Raw genomic sequence first — 17,877 nt, forward strand, 5'->3', positions numbered from 1 at the left:
TTGTGAATCACTTTATACATTACATAAGGTAATAAATGGGTGCGCCAATTTAACGAAGTGATGCTGGGTAGCATCGAACTATTTTGCCTGTGCGCAGAGCAGGGTAGCTTTTCGGCAGCGGCAGTGAAGGCCGGGGTGACGCCGCCGGCGGTGAGCCGCTCCATCAGTCGCCTGGAAAAGCGTTTGGGGGTTGAGCTGTTTGCCCGTACTACCCGGCGTATGAGTTTGACTGAGGCCGGTGAGCGGTATTTGCATCACTGTCGGCAAGCGCTATCGGGCTTGCGCGAAGCCGAGCAGGCGTTGGCGGGGGAGCAGCAAAACCCTGCCGGCAGTGTGCGCATCAGTTTGCCCACACCCCTGGGGAAGCTGCGGGTTTTGCCGTTGTTGCCGGAGTTTTGCCAGCGCTATCCGGATGTTGCTCTCAATGTGCAACTGAGCAATCGCAACGTGGATTTTATTGGCGATGGATTCGATTTGGCCATCCGAATGCGCAAACCACCGGAATCGGATCTGATTGCGCGTCACCTGGGCGACGCGTCGCTCGTTGTGGTGGCTGCGCCAGAGTACCTGTCTCGCAATGGTATCCCCTCCAAACTCGATCAGCTTTCACGTCATCAATGCATCCGCTTTTTGCTTCCGAGTAGTGGCTCGCCTGTGCCCTGGCAATTTCGTATAGAGGGTCAGGATAAGCCCGTCGAAATTCAAGGCGGGTTGAGTGTAGAGGAGGATTTGTTGGGTTGCGTAGATCTGGCGCGGCATGCGGGCGGGCTGCTGCAAACCTATCGCTTTATGGTAGAAAAAGACTTGCAACAGGGGCGGTTGGTGGAGGTGTTGCAACCTTATTCCGGCTGTGCTCGATCGGCCTGTCTCATGTATCCGAAAAAAACGTATCAGCCGCTGCGAGTCCGGGTGTTGATCGATTTTCTATTCGAAAAGCTGCATGGTTCATTCGTTTAAAATCCGCCAGATAAAATTTAAGTGACACTTTTCTGTATCTTCATGTCAAAGCTGTTGTATTAAACATCACCGACACGTCAGAGGTATAAATACGATGAAAATCGATCTAAGCGGAAAAACAGCAGTAGTGACCGGCTCGACCAAAGGTATCGGTTGGGCCTGTGCGAAGGGATTGGCAGCTTGTGGAGCGGAAGTGGTTATTAATGGGCGCAAGCGGGCGGATGTGGAAAAGGCGATAGAATCCATTAAACAGCGGGTGCCGGGTGCAGGCTTAATCGGTGTGGCAGCAGACCTGGGTTCCGCAGAAGGGTGTGAAGACTTTATCAGGCAAGTACCGCGCTGCGATATTCTGGTCAATAATCTGGGAATATTCGGACCGCAAGATTTTTTTGAAACGGAAGACAGTCAATGGCAAACGTTCTTTGATGTGAATGTGATGTCCGCCGTTCGGATGTCCCGTGCGTATTTGCCGCATATGGAGAAAAGCCAATGGGGCAGGGTGGTCTTTCTGTCGTCGGAATCCGGCCTGAATATTCCCACTGAAATGATTCATTACGGCGTCACCAAAACCGCTCTATTAAGTCTGTCTCGTGGATTGGCCAAACGTATGGCGGGCACCGGTGTGACGGTGAACGCCGTGTTACCCGGACCCACGCTGAGCGAGGGTGTAAAGGACATGTTGAAGCACGATTTGGAAAGTGGAAAATCCGTTGAAGAGGTGGGCCGAGAATTTGTTATGGAAATCCGGCCATCATCCATTATTCAGCGGGCGGCCTCCACCGAAGAAGTAGCCAATATGGTGGTGTACACCTGCTCTATTCAAGCATCTGCCACCACCGGTGCTGCATTGCGGGTCGATGGGGGTATCGTTGATACCATTGCTTAGTTTTGCCGGGGCGGAAGCCCTTGCAATACTTTGCATTTTTTGACTGCTTCAGGTACAACGAGCGGGTCTATCAAATCACGGGAAACACTATGATCACCATTTTTTATTGGATTTTTCTGGCAGCCATCGTGCTGGGCGTTTTGTATTTCATTGGGCATTCCCTAAAAAAATGGCCCGCCGGCTTCTTTGTCGCTGGTTTTTTTCTGGTAGTCGGGGTGCTGTTCTATTATTTCTATCTGGAGCAGGCATTTGTAAAAAACTGGGGCGGAAAGATGAGCGTTAAAGTTCCTCAAGGACAGGTACACATCTCCGCTACCTGGAAAGATGATAATTTGTGGATAGAAAATTACGATCCAGTTTCCAATACCTGTATTTTTCAGGAATATTCACGGGGTCATATGCTGGAAGGTAAGGTGGTTATAAAGGATTGCAATCCGCTAAAATAATGCCGCACAGTGCCAGCTTTAGCGCTGGCACAAGTGCCCTGTCGGCGGATGTCTGCGCTTATTGCAGGGCGATCTGCCTGCACATTTCACGCAAAATTCTTCTTCGTGATATCACGCCCATCACTTTGTTATGTTCATTGATCACCGGATATATTTTTGGCTTCTGACCCAGCATCTGGTTGGCTAAATCCAGCACGCTATCGCCATTGCGTACGGACAGCACCTCGCGACGCATAATATCTGAAACCGTTGCAACCCGTTCCGAGAAATACAAAACCTGAGTTACGGTCTTCAGACAATCTTGTTCGGATATCCAGCCTACCAAATACCCGTTCGCGTCCACCACGGGGCCCCCGATCAATTCATTTTTAACCATGGCTGTTGCAGCTTCAACCACCGGTGTTTGTGCCGTGAAAGAAACGTATCTTGAACTCATGCAATCTGAAACTGTTATGGCATTAATGGTATAACTCATTTCCTTATCTCCTCCGGTGAACGGAGCCTATGCTTTCTCTTCTATAGAGCTTGAGAGTAGAAATACACCTAAATCAGAAGTAACGCAACGAGACAGATGTAGATGTACGTTAGATCGTGATAACGCTTTATTTTAGCGCTGAAACTGGCAGCACAAATGTCCCTTTACGGTGCAATGCGGGCGAATTGGGTGGGGATCTGCACCAGTATGCAGCTTGCCAGTGCGGGCCTTACCGGTTCGCTAATCGCACGTTATGGTCACGGTCAGGGTATGGGACTCACCGCTATCAAGCTGCACGTAATCCTTCATCACGTTGGCTGTCTCGATGCAGAGCATGCGCTGATAGGCAGAGTCGTCAAATTGACTAAGGCGCTTGGCTTTCTCGATCCACGGATTCCACACCACAGCGGATCTTGAGCCGGTGCTGAGCAAATGAATGCGCCTGTTCCAGGTCGGATCCTCTATGCTCAACGTTTGTAGATTGCCCTCATAAATGCGATCCGTTTCCTGGCCGATCAGTAGCGGTTTCGAATCCGCTTTTTGTTGCCACTCATCCAGTGTATCCAGGTAAGGGCAATGCTCCAGTCCGTGCACGATAACGTCATTGATATGGCTTACAGAAAAATAGCTGTGTAAAGCCTGGGAGAAAGCGATCGGCGCGTTGCTGCGATTACGGGTGGTGAGCTGAAGTGTTAATTGGTCGCCGATCAATAGAACCAATTCCAGGTCGACTTCCATCGGCCATGCGCTGGCAAGGGGAACGCTGCGGGGTAAACGTAAGGAAAGCGTGACGCCTTGATCGTCGCAATGCAGCTTTTCTAACAGCCATAATTGATCCCGCGCCCAGCCGTGGGCAGGGTATTCAGCCGGCGAAGCGGAATGGAGCGCGGTGGCTTGCCCCAGGCTCTTCTGCACGGTATCAGGGTTGCGGCGAACATCGCCAAACCAGGGCCAGCAAACAGGAACACCGCCGCGAACCGCTGTGCCGGCTGCGAATGCCGCGCTTTCGCTCAGCCATATAACCGGCCGCGCGCCGGCGGGGGTGTAACTCAGAACCTGAGCGCCCTGTAATGCAATCAGTGCAGTCGCGCGGGGATGATCGACCCGCAGGCAGGTAAGCCCATCCAATTGGCATAAGCTAACCGGACCGGCAGGGGTCGGCAATGAACTTCGGTTGGTATCATTCGTGCTCAAGGGGGTGGCCTCTTATCGGATTAGGTATTGAAAAAACGCCAGGATGGCCTTATAGTGCGTCGTCATGACGTAATGACGTCATTTTTGCAGGTGGCCTCTAACCCGTAACGCGTCGGGCAGTATTCAGCAATATTCATATCTTCGGAATCAAACCATGCCAGCTTCAAAGAAAGACAGTCAAAGTAAAATAAAGCAGGATAAGAAGATCAGCAAGGACGACAAGCATAAAAAAAACACCTCGTTGCGTCTGGACGCGAAAACGTTAAAAGAACTAAAAGTCAAAGCCATTAACGACGACCTGTCCGTGCAGAAAATTATGGAAAAGTTGATTAAAGGCTACTTAAAAGGTGAATTTAAAATAGATTGAACATGCAATGGATTTTACCCCAATCAGCTTCCCTGGCTAAGCTGGCAGACGCTTTAGCAGGAAAATACCATTTGAACTCCGAATCAAGTCAAGCAGAACATCTGCTGATCGTGGATGACTTTGTCAACCATATCATACGTTCCGGCTGCCTTTTGGTGAGGCAGGGCGAAACGTACCAGCTTTATAGCGAAGAGGCTGAGACGCTTGAGTTCAGTAGTAAAAAACCGTTTCACTTTGCAGCCGATATTGCAGAGTCCGAATTCAGGCAACGACTGCGCTCTTTGATCTCCGTGCGTAAGCTGGACGCGGTACAGGAGTTCGATTTACAGCGCCAGTTTTTGACCTTGCGCAATACAGACGACAAAGCCGTATTGAAAATGGAACTGCTTACAACGTTGAACCGGCAGATCCTATTGCTCAAACCGGTTCGGGGTTACGAAAAAGCGCTCAAGCAGGTCACTATGCAATTGATTGCGATGAAGGCCGAGTCCTGCGAAGGCAATTTGCCGCAGGTTTTGCTGACGTTGTCGGATTATCAGATCAGCAATTACAGCCTGCGTCCGCAATTAAATCTACCGCAGGATATTCTCGCCCGAGATGCCGTCGCAGAAATTTCGCTCACGATGTTGAGCGTTGCCCGGCAGAATGAAATGGGTATCCTGCACCACTGTGAAGACACCGAATACTTGCATGACTATCGGGTGTGCTTGCGCAAAGTGCGCTCTTTAGTAAGCTTACTGAAAGGTGTCTTTCCGCAAGCAGTCTTTCTGGAGCTGAAGAAGCGTCTGGGACTCCTGGCAGGAAAAACCAATAAATTGCGGGATCTGGACGTGTATCTGCTGAAGCAGGACGATTATCAGGCGCGGTTACCCGATAATCTTCGTGACGGATTACCTGCTATGTTTTCCGATTTTTCCCTGCAACAGAAAAGAGCCCGTCGTGCTGTGAAAACCTGGCTGCAAAGTGAAGCCTATGCCTCTGAGATGAATGCCATAACCGGTATTTTTCGTGACGTGGGCACGTTGCCGGAAACGGAGCTGTCCCATCAATCGTTGCAAACGTTAATCAAAAAGAAATCCCGAAAATGTTTTAGAAAAATTGGTGAAATGGGGGTGTTGATTACGCCGGAAACAGAGGACGAAGAAGTCCATGAATTGCGTAAGGAATGCAAAAAATTTCGCTACCTTCTGGATTTTTTCGGGCCGCTCTTGCAGCACGATAAGGTGCCCGAAATGGCCGCGCGGTTGCGAAAATTACAGAATACCCTGGGCAAATTTAATGACTATTCCGTACAGCAGGATGCGTTGATGCAGTATCTTGAGGCGGGTAAGCGGGGCGATGATCTGGCTAAATCGATTGGCGCATTGATTTTGATTCTGGCACAGGCGCAGCAGCTACAGCGGGAGAAAGTGGAGCTGCGTTTCGCTGATTTTTATTCGCCGGAAACCAAAGCCCTGGCCGATCAACTGTTTCAGTAGTAGGAGATAAAAAAATGAAAGTAATAGCCTGCTACAGCTTTAAAGGCGGTGTAGGAAAAACATCAACAGCGATCAATATGGCCTGGTTTGCTGCCGATTCCGGTCAGCGTACTTTGCTTATTGACCTTGATCCTCAAGGCGCATCCACTTATTGCTTTCGCATTAAGAGCAAGAAGCAAGACTGGAGTGATCAGTTTTTCAGTAATCATAAAACGTTGGTGAAACATATAAAAGGGTCTGATTTCGACAACCTGGATCTGGTGCCCGCACAACTGTCATTTCGTCAGTTCGATATTGCACTCAGTGATATGAAAAAAGCAGATAAGCGTTTGCGTCGTCTGTTGCGCAGTTTGCGCCCTTATTATGATTGCATTATTTTAGATTGTCCGCCATCGATCAGCCTGTTGTCGGAAAACGTGTTTAATGCCGCCGATATGGTGTTGGTGCCGGTCATACCGAATGCCTTATCGGAGCGCCCGCTTTATCAGTTATATGATTTTTTTGACAGCAAAGACATTCCGGTCAAGCGTATTATGCCGTTCTTTTCGATGGTGCAGGCACAAAAGCGGGTTCATATTGACGCCATGCAGCGCATAAAAGCAAATAGACCCAAAATGTTGAAAAGTCGCATACCGTTCTCATCCGATGTTGAAAAAATGTCGGAATACAGAGCCCCGATTGCGGAGTTCGCGGCGTCCAAGCCGGTCTTCAGTCACTATAATAATTTGTGGTCAGAGGTGCGGCAAAAGCTCAAGGTTTAGCATAACGATAACAATGCAGAAACCAGAAGCTCATTATCGTAGTAGGGTGCACTTTTCTTGCTAACCAGGTGGGTGTCGATGATGTTGATGCCCAGGCCGGTCAGCAGCTCTTCGGATATGGGGTAGGGGTAGCGACCATTCTTGCTATCGATAAGCACAAAATTCAGAAAGTGATCGAAGCTGCAAGATTGATTCAAATCCGATTGAATGTGTTGAATCAGCGTCAGAATGGTTTGCTCGAAACTCATACCCAATTGTTCCGGGTCGGAACCCAAATTAGGAATAAATACTTTCGGGCAGTTGTTTTGGTGGATGGCAGTGCCGACCCCCTTGGGTAATAGATTGGCAATCAGACTGGTGTAAAAGCTGCCTGGCGGATAACAAATCAGATCCGCGGTTTCGATCAATTTGCGATTTTTTTTCCGTAATTGAACGCTGGTGGGAATCGCTTCATCCATCGTTTCCGACAGAAACAGGTCGGTCACAGGGGAAGTGAGCGGGGCCACTTCTTTTCCGGTGAGTCGGTGTTGTCCAATCACACAGCGGCCGTCCGCCAGATGAGCGGCCAAATGGACGTCTTTGTTCACGATCGCGCGGACGGTGCCCTGCACATTTACCAGTTTTGAAAAAAGGAACACGATGGGATCGAGGTGTTTATGATTGTTAAGGTAACCGCCCGCCAGAATCAGATTGCCGATACTCGCTCCCCTCAGATCGAAGTCATCGGGCATGGCAGACAGAAAATAACCTAACTGATGACGAATCAGTTGGCGCATGGGGTTATTTATATCGGCGATCAGGGCGGACTTTCCGCTGACCATGTCCTGCAAGGTGCACAGCAACACATCGGCGGGCTTATCCTTTGGCAGGCGGTAGTTAAACAGTTGATACACTTCGGGGTGACCGAGTACGGTCTCATCGGCCAAGGCCATCAGGCGGCTGCGGACATCCCCCATGGCGGGCATTTGAAAGGCTTTACGCAAGGTGGCAGAGCTGCCACCGGAATCGAACGGGGTAACGAGGTGAATGGAATTATGGGTGTATTCCTTAAGAACCTGACAAACACCATTAATAGCTGAGCCGCCGCTGAAAAACAGAATGCGAGGGCCAAGTTCAGGTAATTTACGATAACGGGTAATACGCAATAAGTCCGGAATTTCAACGGTCCGTGACACCCGGATATTGGTCATAAAAAGGAATTCCTGTCTGAAAGGCGGAAATGCAGTCACGCCCAGATGTCTGCTGGTGACCGAACTATAATGATTGTAACAGCAATGCGTTAAACTCCGCGAATGGAAACAGTGTGAGCAGCCGTGGCTGGTAGTGACAGAGCAAATAGAACGCTGCGATAGAATGCAGATCCGGGAAATTGATATGACCATTCGTTTGCCTAAGGGCATTAAAGATAATTTACGGTTCCTCAGTGTGGAAGTGGATTCCCAGGTGGCGGATTTACAGAACTTCTTTTCCATTCCGACGACGGCAATGGCACGGCGGATTCTGGACCGCAGCGGCTATGCCTATAACCTGAAAACACGTATTCATACCAGTTGTGTGAACCGGTTAGCCACAGGCAAAACCGACAATACCCAAAAATTGACCCTGCGAGGGGTCGAGATGGTGGCTACTGATTTGGAACGGGTTACCGGGCTGATCCGCGATTGCCTGCGGGAAATGGAATACGTAGACGAAGTTCAGCACGTATTGGCAAACCAATATATTGCCATGCTGGAAAAGGTGCGTTCCGGCATCGGGTTGGTGGGGCCGGCTCTGGAAGCGAATGACGCAAGTCTGGCACTCTCTATCGGCGAACTGGAAACCCAGCTTGAACGCGCCTATAAGCGAGTGTTTAAAAACTACGTTGGCCAACTGGGCAAGGGTAAACAGAACACCAAAGATCTGGTGCGGGGGTTATTTGTGGCGCACACCATTCGTCAGATGGGCGAAGCGCTGCTGCAAATCAGTGAGGCAATTATTTCTGCCAATATCGGACAGCCGATGAATCGGGAGCGCTATCATTCGCTGCAGTCATTGGTGTCGGAACTGGAAACGGAAAATGAAGCGATTCAGGTGGCTCCGATCGCCGAGACCCGCTCCGGTAGTGCCATCTCGGGTCTTTCTTCTTCTGCGGGTGACTCGTACTTTGCTATTTTCAAAGAGGGCCTGAAGCGGAAGGTGAAAGAAGAGCGAGAGGGCGTACAAAGTTGGCATGAGATCTATCCGGGGTTGGCACCCAAAATACTGTCCTATAAAAAACGGGGACAATCCGCAGCGTTACTAATAGAGCATCTTCCCGGTTTTACGTTCGAACGCATATTGCTGAATGAATCCGAACCGTTGCTGGACGAAACCTTACAGCAGTTGGGCAGGACCCTGAGGTCTGTTTGGCAGGAAACACACACAGAAAAGCCCGTGCAGGCGGGCTTCATGGGGCAGCTGGATAAACGTATAACCGACGTTTATAAAATTCACCCCGAGTTCGAGTCCAGCAAGAGCAGTCTGTGTGGCGTTAAACTTATTTCCTATAACGATCTGGTGCATCGGGCCGCACGCATGGAAGCCAGGCTGCCAGCCCCCTTTTCAGTTTATATTCATGGGGATTTTAACGTTGACAACATCATCTACGACCCACTGGAACGGCGCATTCATTTCATTGATTTACATCGTTCCTGTTATATGGACTATGTGCAGGATGTGTCGGTCTTTATGGTTTCAAATTACCGGTTGCAGATTCTGGACGCGCCGTTACGCAAGCGAATATTGAAACTGGCTCTGGACTTTTATCAGCTCGTGCGTCGTTTCGCCAGGAAAATGGGCGATGACACCTTTGAAATTCGCCTGGCGCTAGGGTTAGCGCGTTCATTTGCCACCTCTACCCGTTTTATTCTGGATAAATCACTGGCACGCAGCATGTATCTGCGCAGTCGTTATTTATTGGAAAAAGTGGTGGCAACCGAGTTGGAGAACGCCGGGCGATTTAAGTTACCGATTAAGGAGATATTCAATGACTGATCCTAGAATCGGCATTGTAGGTATACCGGGAAAGTGGTCAACGGAAGTGCTGGCAGATGCAGTTGAAGCCAGTACCGGATTTCGTTTAGTGGTCGATATGGCGCAGGTGCAGCTGGATATGGTGACCGGTCAGTTGTGCTTTGAAGGGCAGGACCTGAGCCAGTTGGATGGATTAATAGTAAAAAAAATCAGTGCCGAATATAGCCCCAACACATTAGATCGGCTGGAATTATTGAGATTGGCAGAGCATGCAGGGGTGCGGGTTTTTAGCGGCGCTGAAAATATGTTGCGGCTGGTCAATCGGCTCAGCTGTACCGTTACATTGCGCAGTGCGGACATCCCCATGCCTGACACACTGGTAACGGAAAGTGTTGAGGCTGCGATGGCCGCGGTGCAGCGCTTCGGCAGTGCCGTATTCAAGCCGTTGTTTTCCACCAAGGCTCGCGGTATGTGTGTGATTGAGCACAGTGAAGATGCTGCCGCAGTACGCAGTGAAGTGAGTGCCTTTCAGCAGCACAACCCGATGATGTATATCCAGCGCAAACTCAATCTATCCGGTCGTGATCTGGGAATGGTTTTTCTTGGTGGAAACTATCTTGGGACCTATGCACGGGTGTCGCAAAGTGATACCTGGAATACCACTATTCACAGCGGCGGTCGCTATGAAGCATTCACTCCGGCAGACGACATCATTGCATTGGCAACTCGTGCCCAGGCACCCTTTAATATGGACTTCACTACCGTTGATGTGGCCCTGACGGAAGATGGCCCCATTGTCTTTGAAGTATCCGCATTCGGTGGCTTTAAAGGGGCGTTGGAAGGTGCAGGTATTGATGCCGCCGCACGCTACAGCGACTATGTCATTAACGAATTTAAAAAGAGATGATAATGGAATCTTGCAACGCGTTTGCACAACGCATGACAGCAGGGCACGATCACCTGGCTTATGAACTGTATTTGCAATTGGGTGACTGTCGTATCTCAGTGCATTCCAATTCAGAACAATTAAGCGGAATGTTACGGCACTATTTCAAGCCGGTTTTAATGCAGCCGGGTTGCCATCCGGATGCTGTAGCACATTGGGATATCGAGATTATCGCTATTGAGTGCCCGCCACTGGATCTGGATGTCGAGTTTGTCGACTGGAAGCGCGAACCCGGTAAGAGCGGTCGTAAAGACAGCTTTTTCGATTTGAGCGACGGGCGGTTGATCCGTAAAGTGCGAACCGGAATGGTATTTTTAATTTCCGATCAAACGCAAATAGCGGCCGGCCCCTGTGTTACTAACGACAACCAGGTGATCAATTTTATTAATGCCCAGTATATGAGTTGGTTGCAACAACGGGACTGGTTGATTTGCCATGCCAGCGGATTGGTGTACAACGAAGCTGCATTGGCGATCGCGGGTTTTTCCGGAGGTGGAAAATCCACATTGATGCTGCACACGTTAGAAAACCCGGCTATCCGGTTTTTAACGAATGACCGGTTGTTCGTGCGCGAATCAAACGGACAGGTTGAGGCCGCGGGTATTCCCAAATTACCCCGTATCAATCCCGGCACTATCGTAAACAACCCGCGCTTGCAGCCTATGCTGAGCGCCGAGCATATAGATCGTCTACTGGCGCTGCCAAAGCAAACACTTTGGAACCTGGAAGAAAAATACGATGTTTTTATTGAACAGGTCTATGGCGACAATCGTATTGCCCAGCAAGCACCGTTGCGGGCACTGCTGATTCTGAGTTGGGACCCGAATTCCACTCAACCGATGACGGTGTCCCGGGTTGATTTGCGGCAACGGCGTGATTTGCTGCCCGCAGTCATGAAGTCACCGGGTCCTTTTTATCGTGATGCCAACGGCCACTATTACCAGGAAAATGTATTGCCAGAAGCAGGGTATCTGAAAGTATTCGCAAATATTATCGTTTATGAAGCAACCGGTGGTGTCGACTTTGCGGCGCTTTCAGAAATATGCCAGCACGAGATACTGAGTTGATGGCTCGTTTGATCGCAGCAATAATGCGCCACGGCGACTATCATCAATTGGCGAATACCCCCAGTGCCCTGCAACCGTTTCCGCTGACCGCGCAGGGCTGTGAGCAAGCACGGCAGGGCGCGGCCAGCATTGCCGGATTTTTAAGACAGCAGCAATGTGAGTTGCATTCTGCTATCGACAGTTCGCAATTATTGCGTGGCTGGCAAACGGCGCGTATCGTTGCCGATGCATTAAAGCTGGCGGCTCCTGCATCGCAGCGAACGGGTATCGACGTACAGGGCTACGAAGATCTTGCGGAGCGCAGTGTCGGTAGTGCTGCAAATCTGACGCTACAGCAGATCGAGGAAATTCTTCAGGCCGACCCTCGCTATCGTGATCCCCCCACAGACTGGAAATCCAATAGCCACTATTGTTTGCCATTACAGGGTGCAGAATCCCTGATGCAGGCGGGTGAGCGGGTCGCCGCTCATTTGGAGAAGCAAATGCAGGGCTTGTTCACTACCGAAACTTCCGATACTTTGAAGTTATTCGTGGGTCACGGAGCTGCATTTCGGCATGCAGCCTATTGCATGGGGTTGTTGGTGTTTGAAGATATTGCCAAATTGAGTATGCACCATGCACAACCGTTGTTTTTTGAATTTAATGCCCGCGCCGAAGCGGATAGTGGTGAAAGCCGATGGCGTCATATTGATGGTGAATGGAAAGTCCGAAGCAAGAACACAGTCTATACTGATTAAGTGGATGCATTTGAACCGGTATCGGTGGTTTTTCACGAAAATGAAACACAGCTGTAATACAAATATCAGGAAGATAATCTAAACGGTGAAACGGAATACGATGCTCTTAACGCCATTAAAAGTAGAACTCCCAGACTATCACAGCATTGGAATAAGCGGTCGCACACTACCCACCAGCGCACAACCCTGGCCCATCGCCAACAGTTTGTCCCGGCGAATGCGCAAAGCCGTTGGCGTACAGCCTTGGCAATGGCCGGATGAGCCGGTATTTTTTGTCGCCGATCCCCATGCGGATGCCGAAGCATTCAAATCATCCCTGATTGCATCTGGCGGTGTTACCCAATCATTAAGCGGAGAAATCCAGCTAACGGATGAAGGCCGAAAAGGACGCTTCGTAATTGGTGGTGATTGTCTTGATAAAGGACCCAGTAATTTGCAGTTGCTGCGCGCCATTAGGCACCTAATGACAATAGGCGCCGATGTGAAATTGTTGGCCGGAAATCACGATGTACGCTTGTTGATGGGGTTGCGGGGCATGAGTTTGCAGCGTGATATGCGGACCGAACATTTGTTTCTGCGTATGGGGCCGAAAGTGATACCCCTCATAAAAGAAGTGTTCAATGCGTATCGCAAAAGAGTGGACAGTCAGCCGGTGCCGGCAGCGGAAGAGTGTCGGCGGCTACTATACCCTTCTAAGTCCTGGTTCAAGGGCTTTCCGAAAATCGCTAAATCGGATATTCCGAAAATCGCTGTGGATAAAGAAATGACCCGCATGCGGCAGAAACTAAAGGATTTTGAAGCCAGTTGCGAAGTCGAAGGTTTATCCATTCGGGATGTGTATGGTACGGCGTTGGTTTGTCACCAGTTATTTTTACAACCCGGCGGTGAGTTTGCCTGGTTCTTTAATGAAATGCAGCTAATCCACCGTGAAGGGTCGTTCGTTTTTCTGCACGCAGGCCTGGATGACAGCATGACGACGCTATTGGCCAACAACAGTATTGAACAATTGAATCAGTTGTATCGACACCAGATTAATAGCGATCTTTATACTTTTTATTACGGCACGCTGGCCAACACGATGCGTACTAAATATCGGGATGTCGACCGTCCGCTTACCCGGGATGGGGTAGAGCGCGCCTATGAAATGGGTATTCACGCTGTGGTGCATGGGCATCGCAATCAGACCAGCGGGCAGCGAATTTCGTTGCGCAGGGGGATGATTCACATCGAGGGTGATATTACATTGAATCGTAATTCGCGTCAGAAAGAAGGGCTCTCCGGTCATGGTATCGGCGTCACCATTATTCGTCCGGAAGGTCGGGTCATCGGTATTAGTAATGATTACCCCTTTGCGAAGGTGTTCGAGCCACAACGCTTTCTGAAAACCGCTTAACATCTGATTAAAAGAAATCACACTTCATGCGACAAAACCGAAATAGCTTCCGGCACGAGTCCCTGCAAGACCGCAAAAGTATTCAGGAGATGCTGAAATCCATCACCAAGGGCATTGCTAAAGGTGAGCTGACCTTCAGTGACGAAGACGGCGAAATTCAATTGGAACCCCAGGGGCTGTTGCAATTCAAAGTCACTGCGAAACAAGACGAATCCCGGCATCGGTTGGATATTAAAATATCCTGGGCTGTTGATGACGAAGAAGTGGTGGCGAAACCCCTGAGCGTCGTCGCGGGTCCGGGTAAAAAATCCCGTTAAACTGCCCTGTTGTTGTGGCTCGTTATACTTCAGTTGCTCACGGTCTTTAGCACCGGCGTTTCTATCCATTTCCAAAGAATTAAATACGCCGTAGCTGCTGCTAAAACACCGATAACCGGTGGTAACAGCGGTGAGAAATAAGCACAGCCGCTGCCAATGGCGTAAGCACCCAGTCCAACCCAATTAAAAGCCGGTATTGATGCATCAATTAGCTTCGGATAAGCGCCCCGGTATTTGAACCAAAAGTCCGCCATAATTACGCCGCCAATGGGCGGAATGAACGTGCCGAGTAGAACCAGAAACGGGATCAGCATGTTATACATGCCGCCGATGGCGAGTAGGGTGCCGACGCTGGCACCAGCAATGGTGATAAGGCGGCGCTTATCGGTGCGTAGTAGGTTGCAACCGGCAACGGCAAAATTGTAGATAGTGTTGTCCTGGGTGGTCCATAGATTAAGGAATAGCATCAGCACTGCGAGGGTGACAAAGCCTTGCGCCAGCAGAACATCAACCACGTCGGCTTGCTGGTATATCAGTGTGCCCAGGGCCCCGGTTAGCACCATCAGGCCGTTTCCGACAAAAAACGCTGCCAATGTGGCTAATACCGCAATTCCAGGCGCTTTCGCAAAGCGGCTCCAATTAGTCGCTTGCGTACCTCCGCTGACGAAGGTACCGATAATCACGGTAATCGCCGCAGTGAAGCTCATATCACTGCTGGTATTTTTTCCCGTTAATCCGGTGCCACCTTCTGCCAGGCCGGTGTTCACACTAATAAGAATAAAGATCAGCATTGCTGGAACGGCCACCCGCGACAGAAGGTCCATTCCTTTGTAGCCAATCATCGCCGTTATGCAAAAACCAAGACCAAACACGATCATGAGCGGCATTTCCCACGCAGCAGACAGCCCCAGAGTCTTCACCAACACTACTGCAACAGTGGCTGTTCCCCATGCGTACCAGCCGATTTGAGTCAACCCGAGGATCAGATCAGACAATTTGCTACCGTACTCACCAAAACAGAAGCGACCCATAAGCACGGAATTTAACCCGCTTTTGCACGCGATATAGGCCAGCGCTGACGCGTAGGCACCAAGCAACAGGTTGCCTGCGACGATGACGGCTATTAGCTCAGTCAGACTGAACGCGGTGCCGATTTTGCCTCCGGCAAACATGGTGGCGGTAAAAAGCGTGAAGCCGAGCAGCACAACCGAGGTCGATATTAGGCCCTTACGGTCGCTCTTGGGGACTTCGCTCAGTGGATAGTCTGATGGTTGCATGATTCAGCTCCAGCGCAAGGTAGGGAAAGGTCATAGGGTATGCCTGTTTGACGCTCTTGGTATCTCCATGGTAGACGCTGCTCACGGCCCGACGCAGTTGGTGATAGGCTTCTCCACGATTCAGCGCGCGCTGAATCGTTTAGCGAGAAAAAGAAGCGTTGGTCGGCAGAGGTGAAAGCGGGAGGTCCATAAAGCTCATCTTGTTCTGCCTCGGACAAGATCTGAACACGTTCTTCGAATGCCATGGATTTAGCCTAAAAAGGCCGAATCTTACCCCATCAGAGCCAAAATAAGGATATGGAAAAAGTAATACCTCTCTGGAGGCGACAGATGGCGGGGCTTCCAGATCACTTTGTCGTTTTTTGACGGAAAATCCCCAGAACCCCTCTATTGAATGGGTAACCACTCTCAACGAGCACAAAAAGCAGGGTTAAGACAGAATCTATTTCAGTAAAATCTGCTGCATAATTAACACGAGTTAGCTTCTAGTTACTTAACTCATAAAATGGCAAGCCAGCAGAGAGAGGCCAAATGAATGGGATACCGCGTTTAATCGCTTCCACAGGCGAACAAAATCTATACAGCTATCTTGATATCATTTATGCCAACGAGCGGGTATCGATTTTCGCCAATCTAACCTCCGTTGTGATCTTAACATCACTTTACTTTGGCACGGTATCTGAGCTGGCATTAGTGGCGTGGGGTGGGGTCTGGATTATCAATAGCGCGATTCAATACTGGGCAAGGCCGGTATATCAGCGGGCGTCGGGCTACTCGTTATCACAAAAGGTTTCCACCTATATTGCAATTGGTGTAGTAAATTGCCTTTGTGCTGGTGGTTCCAGCCTGCTATTTGCTGACAGTAGCCTACCTCACGCTTTCTATATTCAAGCTTTGTTTATCAGCTTTTATTTCACCGGCGTGTTCACGGCGAACGCGTATATTTGGCCATTTTATCTGGCGTCCACTGCTACCATAATACTCCCGTTTATTGGAGTGAGCTTCATGACAGAAGCGCAGCACGCTCAAGCCATCGGTGTAGGGCTTGCTGTAATGTGGCTTCTGGTCTCACTCTATGCCAACCGATATTCATTCACTTTTGGCGAATCGATTCGACTACAGCACGAAAGAGGCGAATTGCTGGCGCAGTTGAGTGTCGAGAAACGCCGTATTGAGCGCGCCCATAAAGCGCAGCAATTTTTCTTGTCTGCGATCAGTCATGATTTGAAGCAGCCACTATACGCACTGAGGTTGCTAACCGACACCCAGCGCAATGATAACGCCGATGTGCATGCGCTAACAAAGTCAATGGACAAAGGTATTGATGATCTTGAAAAAATGTTCGATTCCATTTTACAGATCGGGGAAATTGAAGCCGAACAAATTTCTGCACACCCTGAAGTATTCGAGATAACTGAATTGCTTCAATCCGTCCACAATACTTTTCGTTTAATCGCCTCTAATCAGGACTTATACCTTCGTGCAGTGTGGTTTCGGACCACCGCAATAAAGACCGACCGCTTATTACTGGAACGCATTATGGCAAACTTAGTGAGCAACGCCATTCGTTATACAGACAAGGGCTCCGTATGGATTGCTTGGCGCCCCCAGCGCCACTGTATAGAGGTGAGGGACAGCGGCATCGGCATTGCCCCGGAACACTTAAAAGGAATTTTTGGTGCATTTGTTCAGTTAGCCGGGCCGCTACCTCAGCCTGATAGCGGAGTGGGCCTTGGGCTCGCTATTTGCCAGCGCTTGTGCGGCTTACTGAACATTAAAATGACGGTACGCTCAGAGCTGGGTAGAGGCAGCGTGTTCACCCTAACTTTACCTGAGTCCGGCTTCAACCCACCTCAAGATACGCATGTTGACGGACGCGGTTCTGTAGTTCAACACGTGAGGACACCGACAACTGCTGATAGAGCCGATGAATATACTGTTTGACCGTGCCCAGACTTAGATTCATCTCATTGGCAATACGCTTGTTCGGATAGCCAGCGCAGATATAGCGGATCAATTCACGCTGCCGTCCGCTGAGGGGAAACTCAATGTCTTCTAATGGAGTGGCGGGAACCGTCAGGGGCGCAAGCACTGCACCGGGAATATATCTACTGCCCTCCAGAATCAACTCGATTGCTTTTACAATCACGGCTGTCGCCTCAGTCTTCGGAATAAAACCCTGTACCCCGCTATTGAGTATCTCCAGCATCAAATCGGTATTCTGTTCGTTAGAGAATATGGCAATGGGCGTCTCAGGCTTCACTAATAGAAAGCACTGAATAGATGTGATGCCTTGCATACCCGGCATATGCAAATCGATTATCGCAACGTCGATGAGCGGGTTAGATTGAAGCTGTTCCAGAGTATCTTCGAAACAGGCACTTTCATAGAATCGTGCATCCGGGAATTCCGCCTGTAACTTGAGTATGACCGCTTCCCTCATCAGCGCGTGATCGTCTGCAATCAACATTTTCATGCACCGCCCCCAATTTGAAATTAATACGTTACTTACACGCAATAATCCCACAGGGCCAGCTTGAGAAGCAGGTAATATTCCAGAAAAAAGCCGGGAATATTACCGCATT

The 17,877-nt window shown here is 49.7% G+C and carries 18 protein-coding genes; 13 read left to right on the plus strand and 5 right to left on the minus strand.

The genetic code is table 11. The features are described from left to right. The first annotated feature begins 60 nt into the window (after positions 1–60). The 3 genes from FT643_RS07750 to FT643_RS07760 all read left to right on the plus strand — a co-directional run bounded on the left by FT643_RS07750 (position 61) and on the right by FT643_RS07760 (position 2,289). Positions 61–957: a LysR family transcriptional regulator gene (locus FT643_RS07750; RefSeq protein ID WP_156871156.1), complete on the plus strand. Its 897-nt coding sequence runs from the start codon at positions 61–63 to the stop codon at positions 955–957. A 94-nt stretch (positions 958–1,051) separates the two neighbouring features. Next, positions 1,052–1,843 (plus strand): SDR family NAD(P)-dependent oxidoreductase, encoded by a 792-nt coding sequence (locus FT643_RS07755; RefSeq protein ID WP_156870817.1) that lies wholly within the window; start codon positions 1,052–1,054, stop codon positions 1,841–1,843. Between the two features lie 89 nt (positions 1,844–1,932). After that, positions 1,933–2,289, plus strand: a complete 357-nt coding sequence (locus FT643_RS07760) for a hypothetical protein (protein WP_156870818.1) — start codon at positions 1,933–1,935, stop codon at positions 2,287–2,289. Between the two features lie 58 nt (positions 2,290–2,347). On the opposite strand, the gene FT643_RS07765 is transcribed toward FT643_RS07760, so the two are convergent. Both FT643_RS07765 and FT643_RS07770 read right to left on the minus strand, forming a co-directional pair. Further along, on the minus strand, positions 2,348–2,764 hold the full coding sequence (locus FT643_RS07765) for a CBS domain-containing protein (protein WP_156870819.1): 417 nt from the start codon (positions 2,762–2,764) through the stop codon (positions 2,348–2,350). Between the two features lie 240 nt (positions 2,765–3,004). After that, a complete protein-coding gene (locus FT643_RS07770; protein ID WP_198043400.1) occupies positions 3,005–3,958 on the minus strand; it encodes a D-hexose-6-phosphate mutarotase in 954 nt (317 codons plus the stop codon). A 154-nt stretch (positions 3,959–4,112) separates the two neighbouring features. On the opposite strand from FT643_RS07770, the gene FT643_RS07775 reads away from it, so the two are divergent. The 3 genes from FT643_RS07775 to FT643_RS07785 all read left to right on the plus strand — a co-directional run bounded on the left by FT643_RS07775 (position 4,113) and on the right by FT643_RS07785 (position 6,564). Further along, positions 4,113–4,325, plus strand: coding sequence for a CopG family transcriptional regulator (locus FT643_RS07775; protein ID WP_156870820.1), 213 nt, complete (start codon positions 4,113–4,115; stop codon positions 4,323–4,325). Positions 4,326–4,396: 71 nt separating this feature from the next. Further along, positions 4,397–5,803, plus strand: a complete 1,407-nt coding sequence (locus FT643_RS07780) for a CHAD domain-containing protein (RefSeq protein WP_198043401.1) — start codon at positions 4,397–4,399, stop codon at positions 5,801–5,803. Positions 5,804–5,817: 14 nt separating this feature from the next. Further along, complete coding sequence (locus FT643_RS07785) at positions 5,818–6,564, plus strand: ParA family protein (protein WP_156870822.1); 747 nt, start codon at positions 5,818–5,820, stop codon at positions 6,562–6,564. On the opposite strand, the gene FT643_RS07790 is transcribed toward FT643_RS07785, so the two are convergent. After that, a complete protein-coding gene (locus FT643_RS07790) occupies positions 6,561–7,754 on the minus strand; it encodes a GAK system CofD-like protein (RefSeq protein WP_156870823.1) in 1,194 nt (397 codons plus the stop codon). The genes FT643_RS07785 and FT643_RS07790 overlap by 4 nt on opposite strands. Before the next feature lie 133 nt (positions 7,755–7,887). Here FT643_RS07790 and FT643_RS23880 point away from each other — a divergent pair, with 133 nt between their 5' ends. The 6 genes from FT643_RS23880 to FT643_RS07820 all read left to right on the plus strand — a co-directional run bounded on the left by FT643_RS23880 (position 7,888) and on the right by FT643_RS07820 (position 14,015). Further along, on the plus strand, positions 7,888–9,576 hold the full coding sequence (locus FT643_RS23880; protein ID WP_198043402.1) for an aminoglycoside phosphotransferase family protein: 1,689 nt from the start codon (positions 7,888–7,890) through the stop codon (positions 9,574–9,576). Beyond that, entirely contained in the window at positions 9,569–10,462 is an 894-nt protein-coding gene (locus tag FT643_RS07800) for a GAK system ATP-grasp enzyme (RefSeq protein WP_156870824.1), read from the plus strand. The genes FT643_RS23880 and FT643_RS07800 overlap by 8 nt, the downstream gene beginning before the upstream one ends. A gap of 2 nt (positions 10,463–10,464) precedes the next feature. Then, a complete protein-coding gene (locus FT643_RS07805; RefSeq protein ID WP_198043403.1) occupies positions 10,465–11,568 on the plus strand; it encodes an HprK-related kinase B in 1,104 nt (367 codons plus the stop codon). Continuing rightward, the gene (locus FT643_RS07810; protein WP_156870826.1) at positions 11,544–12,305 is read left to right on the plus strand and encodes a histidine phosphatase family protein; all 762 of its coding nucleotides are present in this window, start codon (positions 11,544–11,546) and stop codon (positions 12,303–12,305) included. The genes FT643_RS07805 and FT643_RS07810 overlap by 25 nt, the downstream gene beginning before the upstream one ends. Positions 12,306–12,390: 85 nt before the next feature. Next, positions 12,391–13,698 (plus strand): metallophosphoesterase, encoded by a 1,308-nt coding sequence (locus FT643_RS07815; protein ID WP_156870827.1) that lies wholly within the window; start codon positions 12,391–12,393, stop codon positions 13,696–13,698. Positions 13,699–13,724: 26 nt separating this feature from the next. Next, on the plus strand, positions 13,725–14,015 hold the full coding sequence (locus FT643_RS07820; protein ID WP_156870828.1) for an amphi-Trp domain-containing protein: 291 nt from the start codon (positions 13,725–13,727) through the stop codon (positions 14,013–14,015). A 29-nt stretch (positions 14,016–14,044) separates the two neighbouring features. Here FT643_RS07820 and codB read toward each other — a convergent pair whose 3' ends face one another. After that, a complete protein-coding gene (gene codB / locus FT643_RS07825; protein WP_317621983.1) occupies positions 14,045–15,295 on the minus strand; it encodes a cytosine permease in 1,251 nt (416 codons plus the stop codon). A gap of 528 nt (positions 15,296–15,823) precedes the next feature. On the opposite strand from codB, the gene FT643_RS07830 reads away from it, so the two are divergent. Next, positions 15,824–17,236, plus strand: coding sequence for a sensor histidine kinase (locus FT643_RS07830; protein ID WP_156870830.1), 1,413 nt, complete (start codon positions 15,824–15,826; stop codon positions 17,234–17,236). Here the strand turns inward: FT643_RS07830 and FT643_RS07835 are convergent. Then, entirely contained in the window at positions 17,136–17,768 is a 633-nt protein-coding gene (locus FT643_RS07835; RefSeq protein WP_156870831.1) for a response regulator transcription factor, read from the minus strand. The genes FT643_RS07830 and FT643_RS07835 overlap by 101 nt on opposite strands. Positions 17,769–17,877: the final 109 nt, after the last annotated feature.

Origin of the sequence: Ketobacter sp. MCCC 1A13808 (assembly GCF_009746715.1) — a bacterium.
Taxonomy (GTDB): Bacteria; Pseudomonadota; Gammaproteobacteria; order Pseudomonadales; family Ketobacteraceae; genus Ketobacter.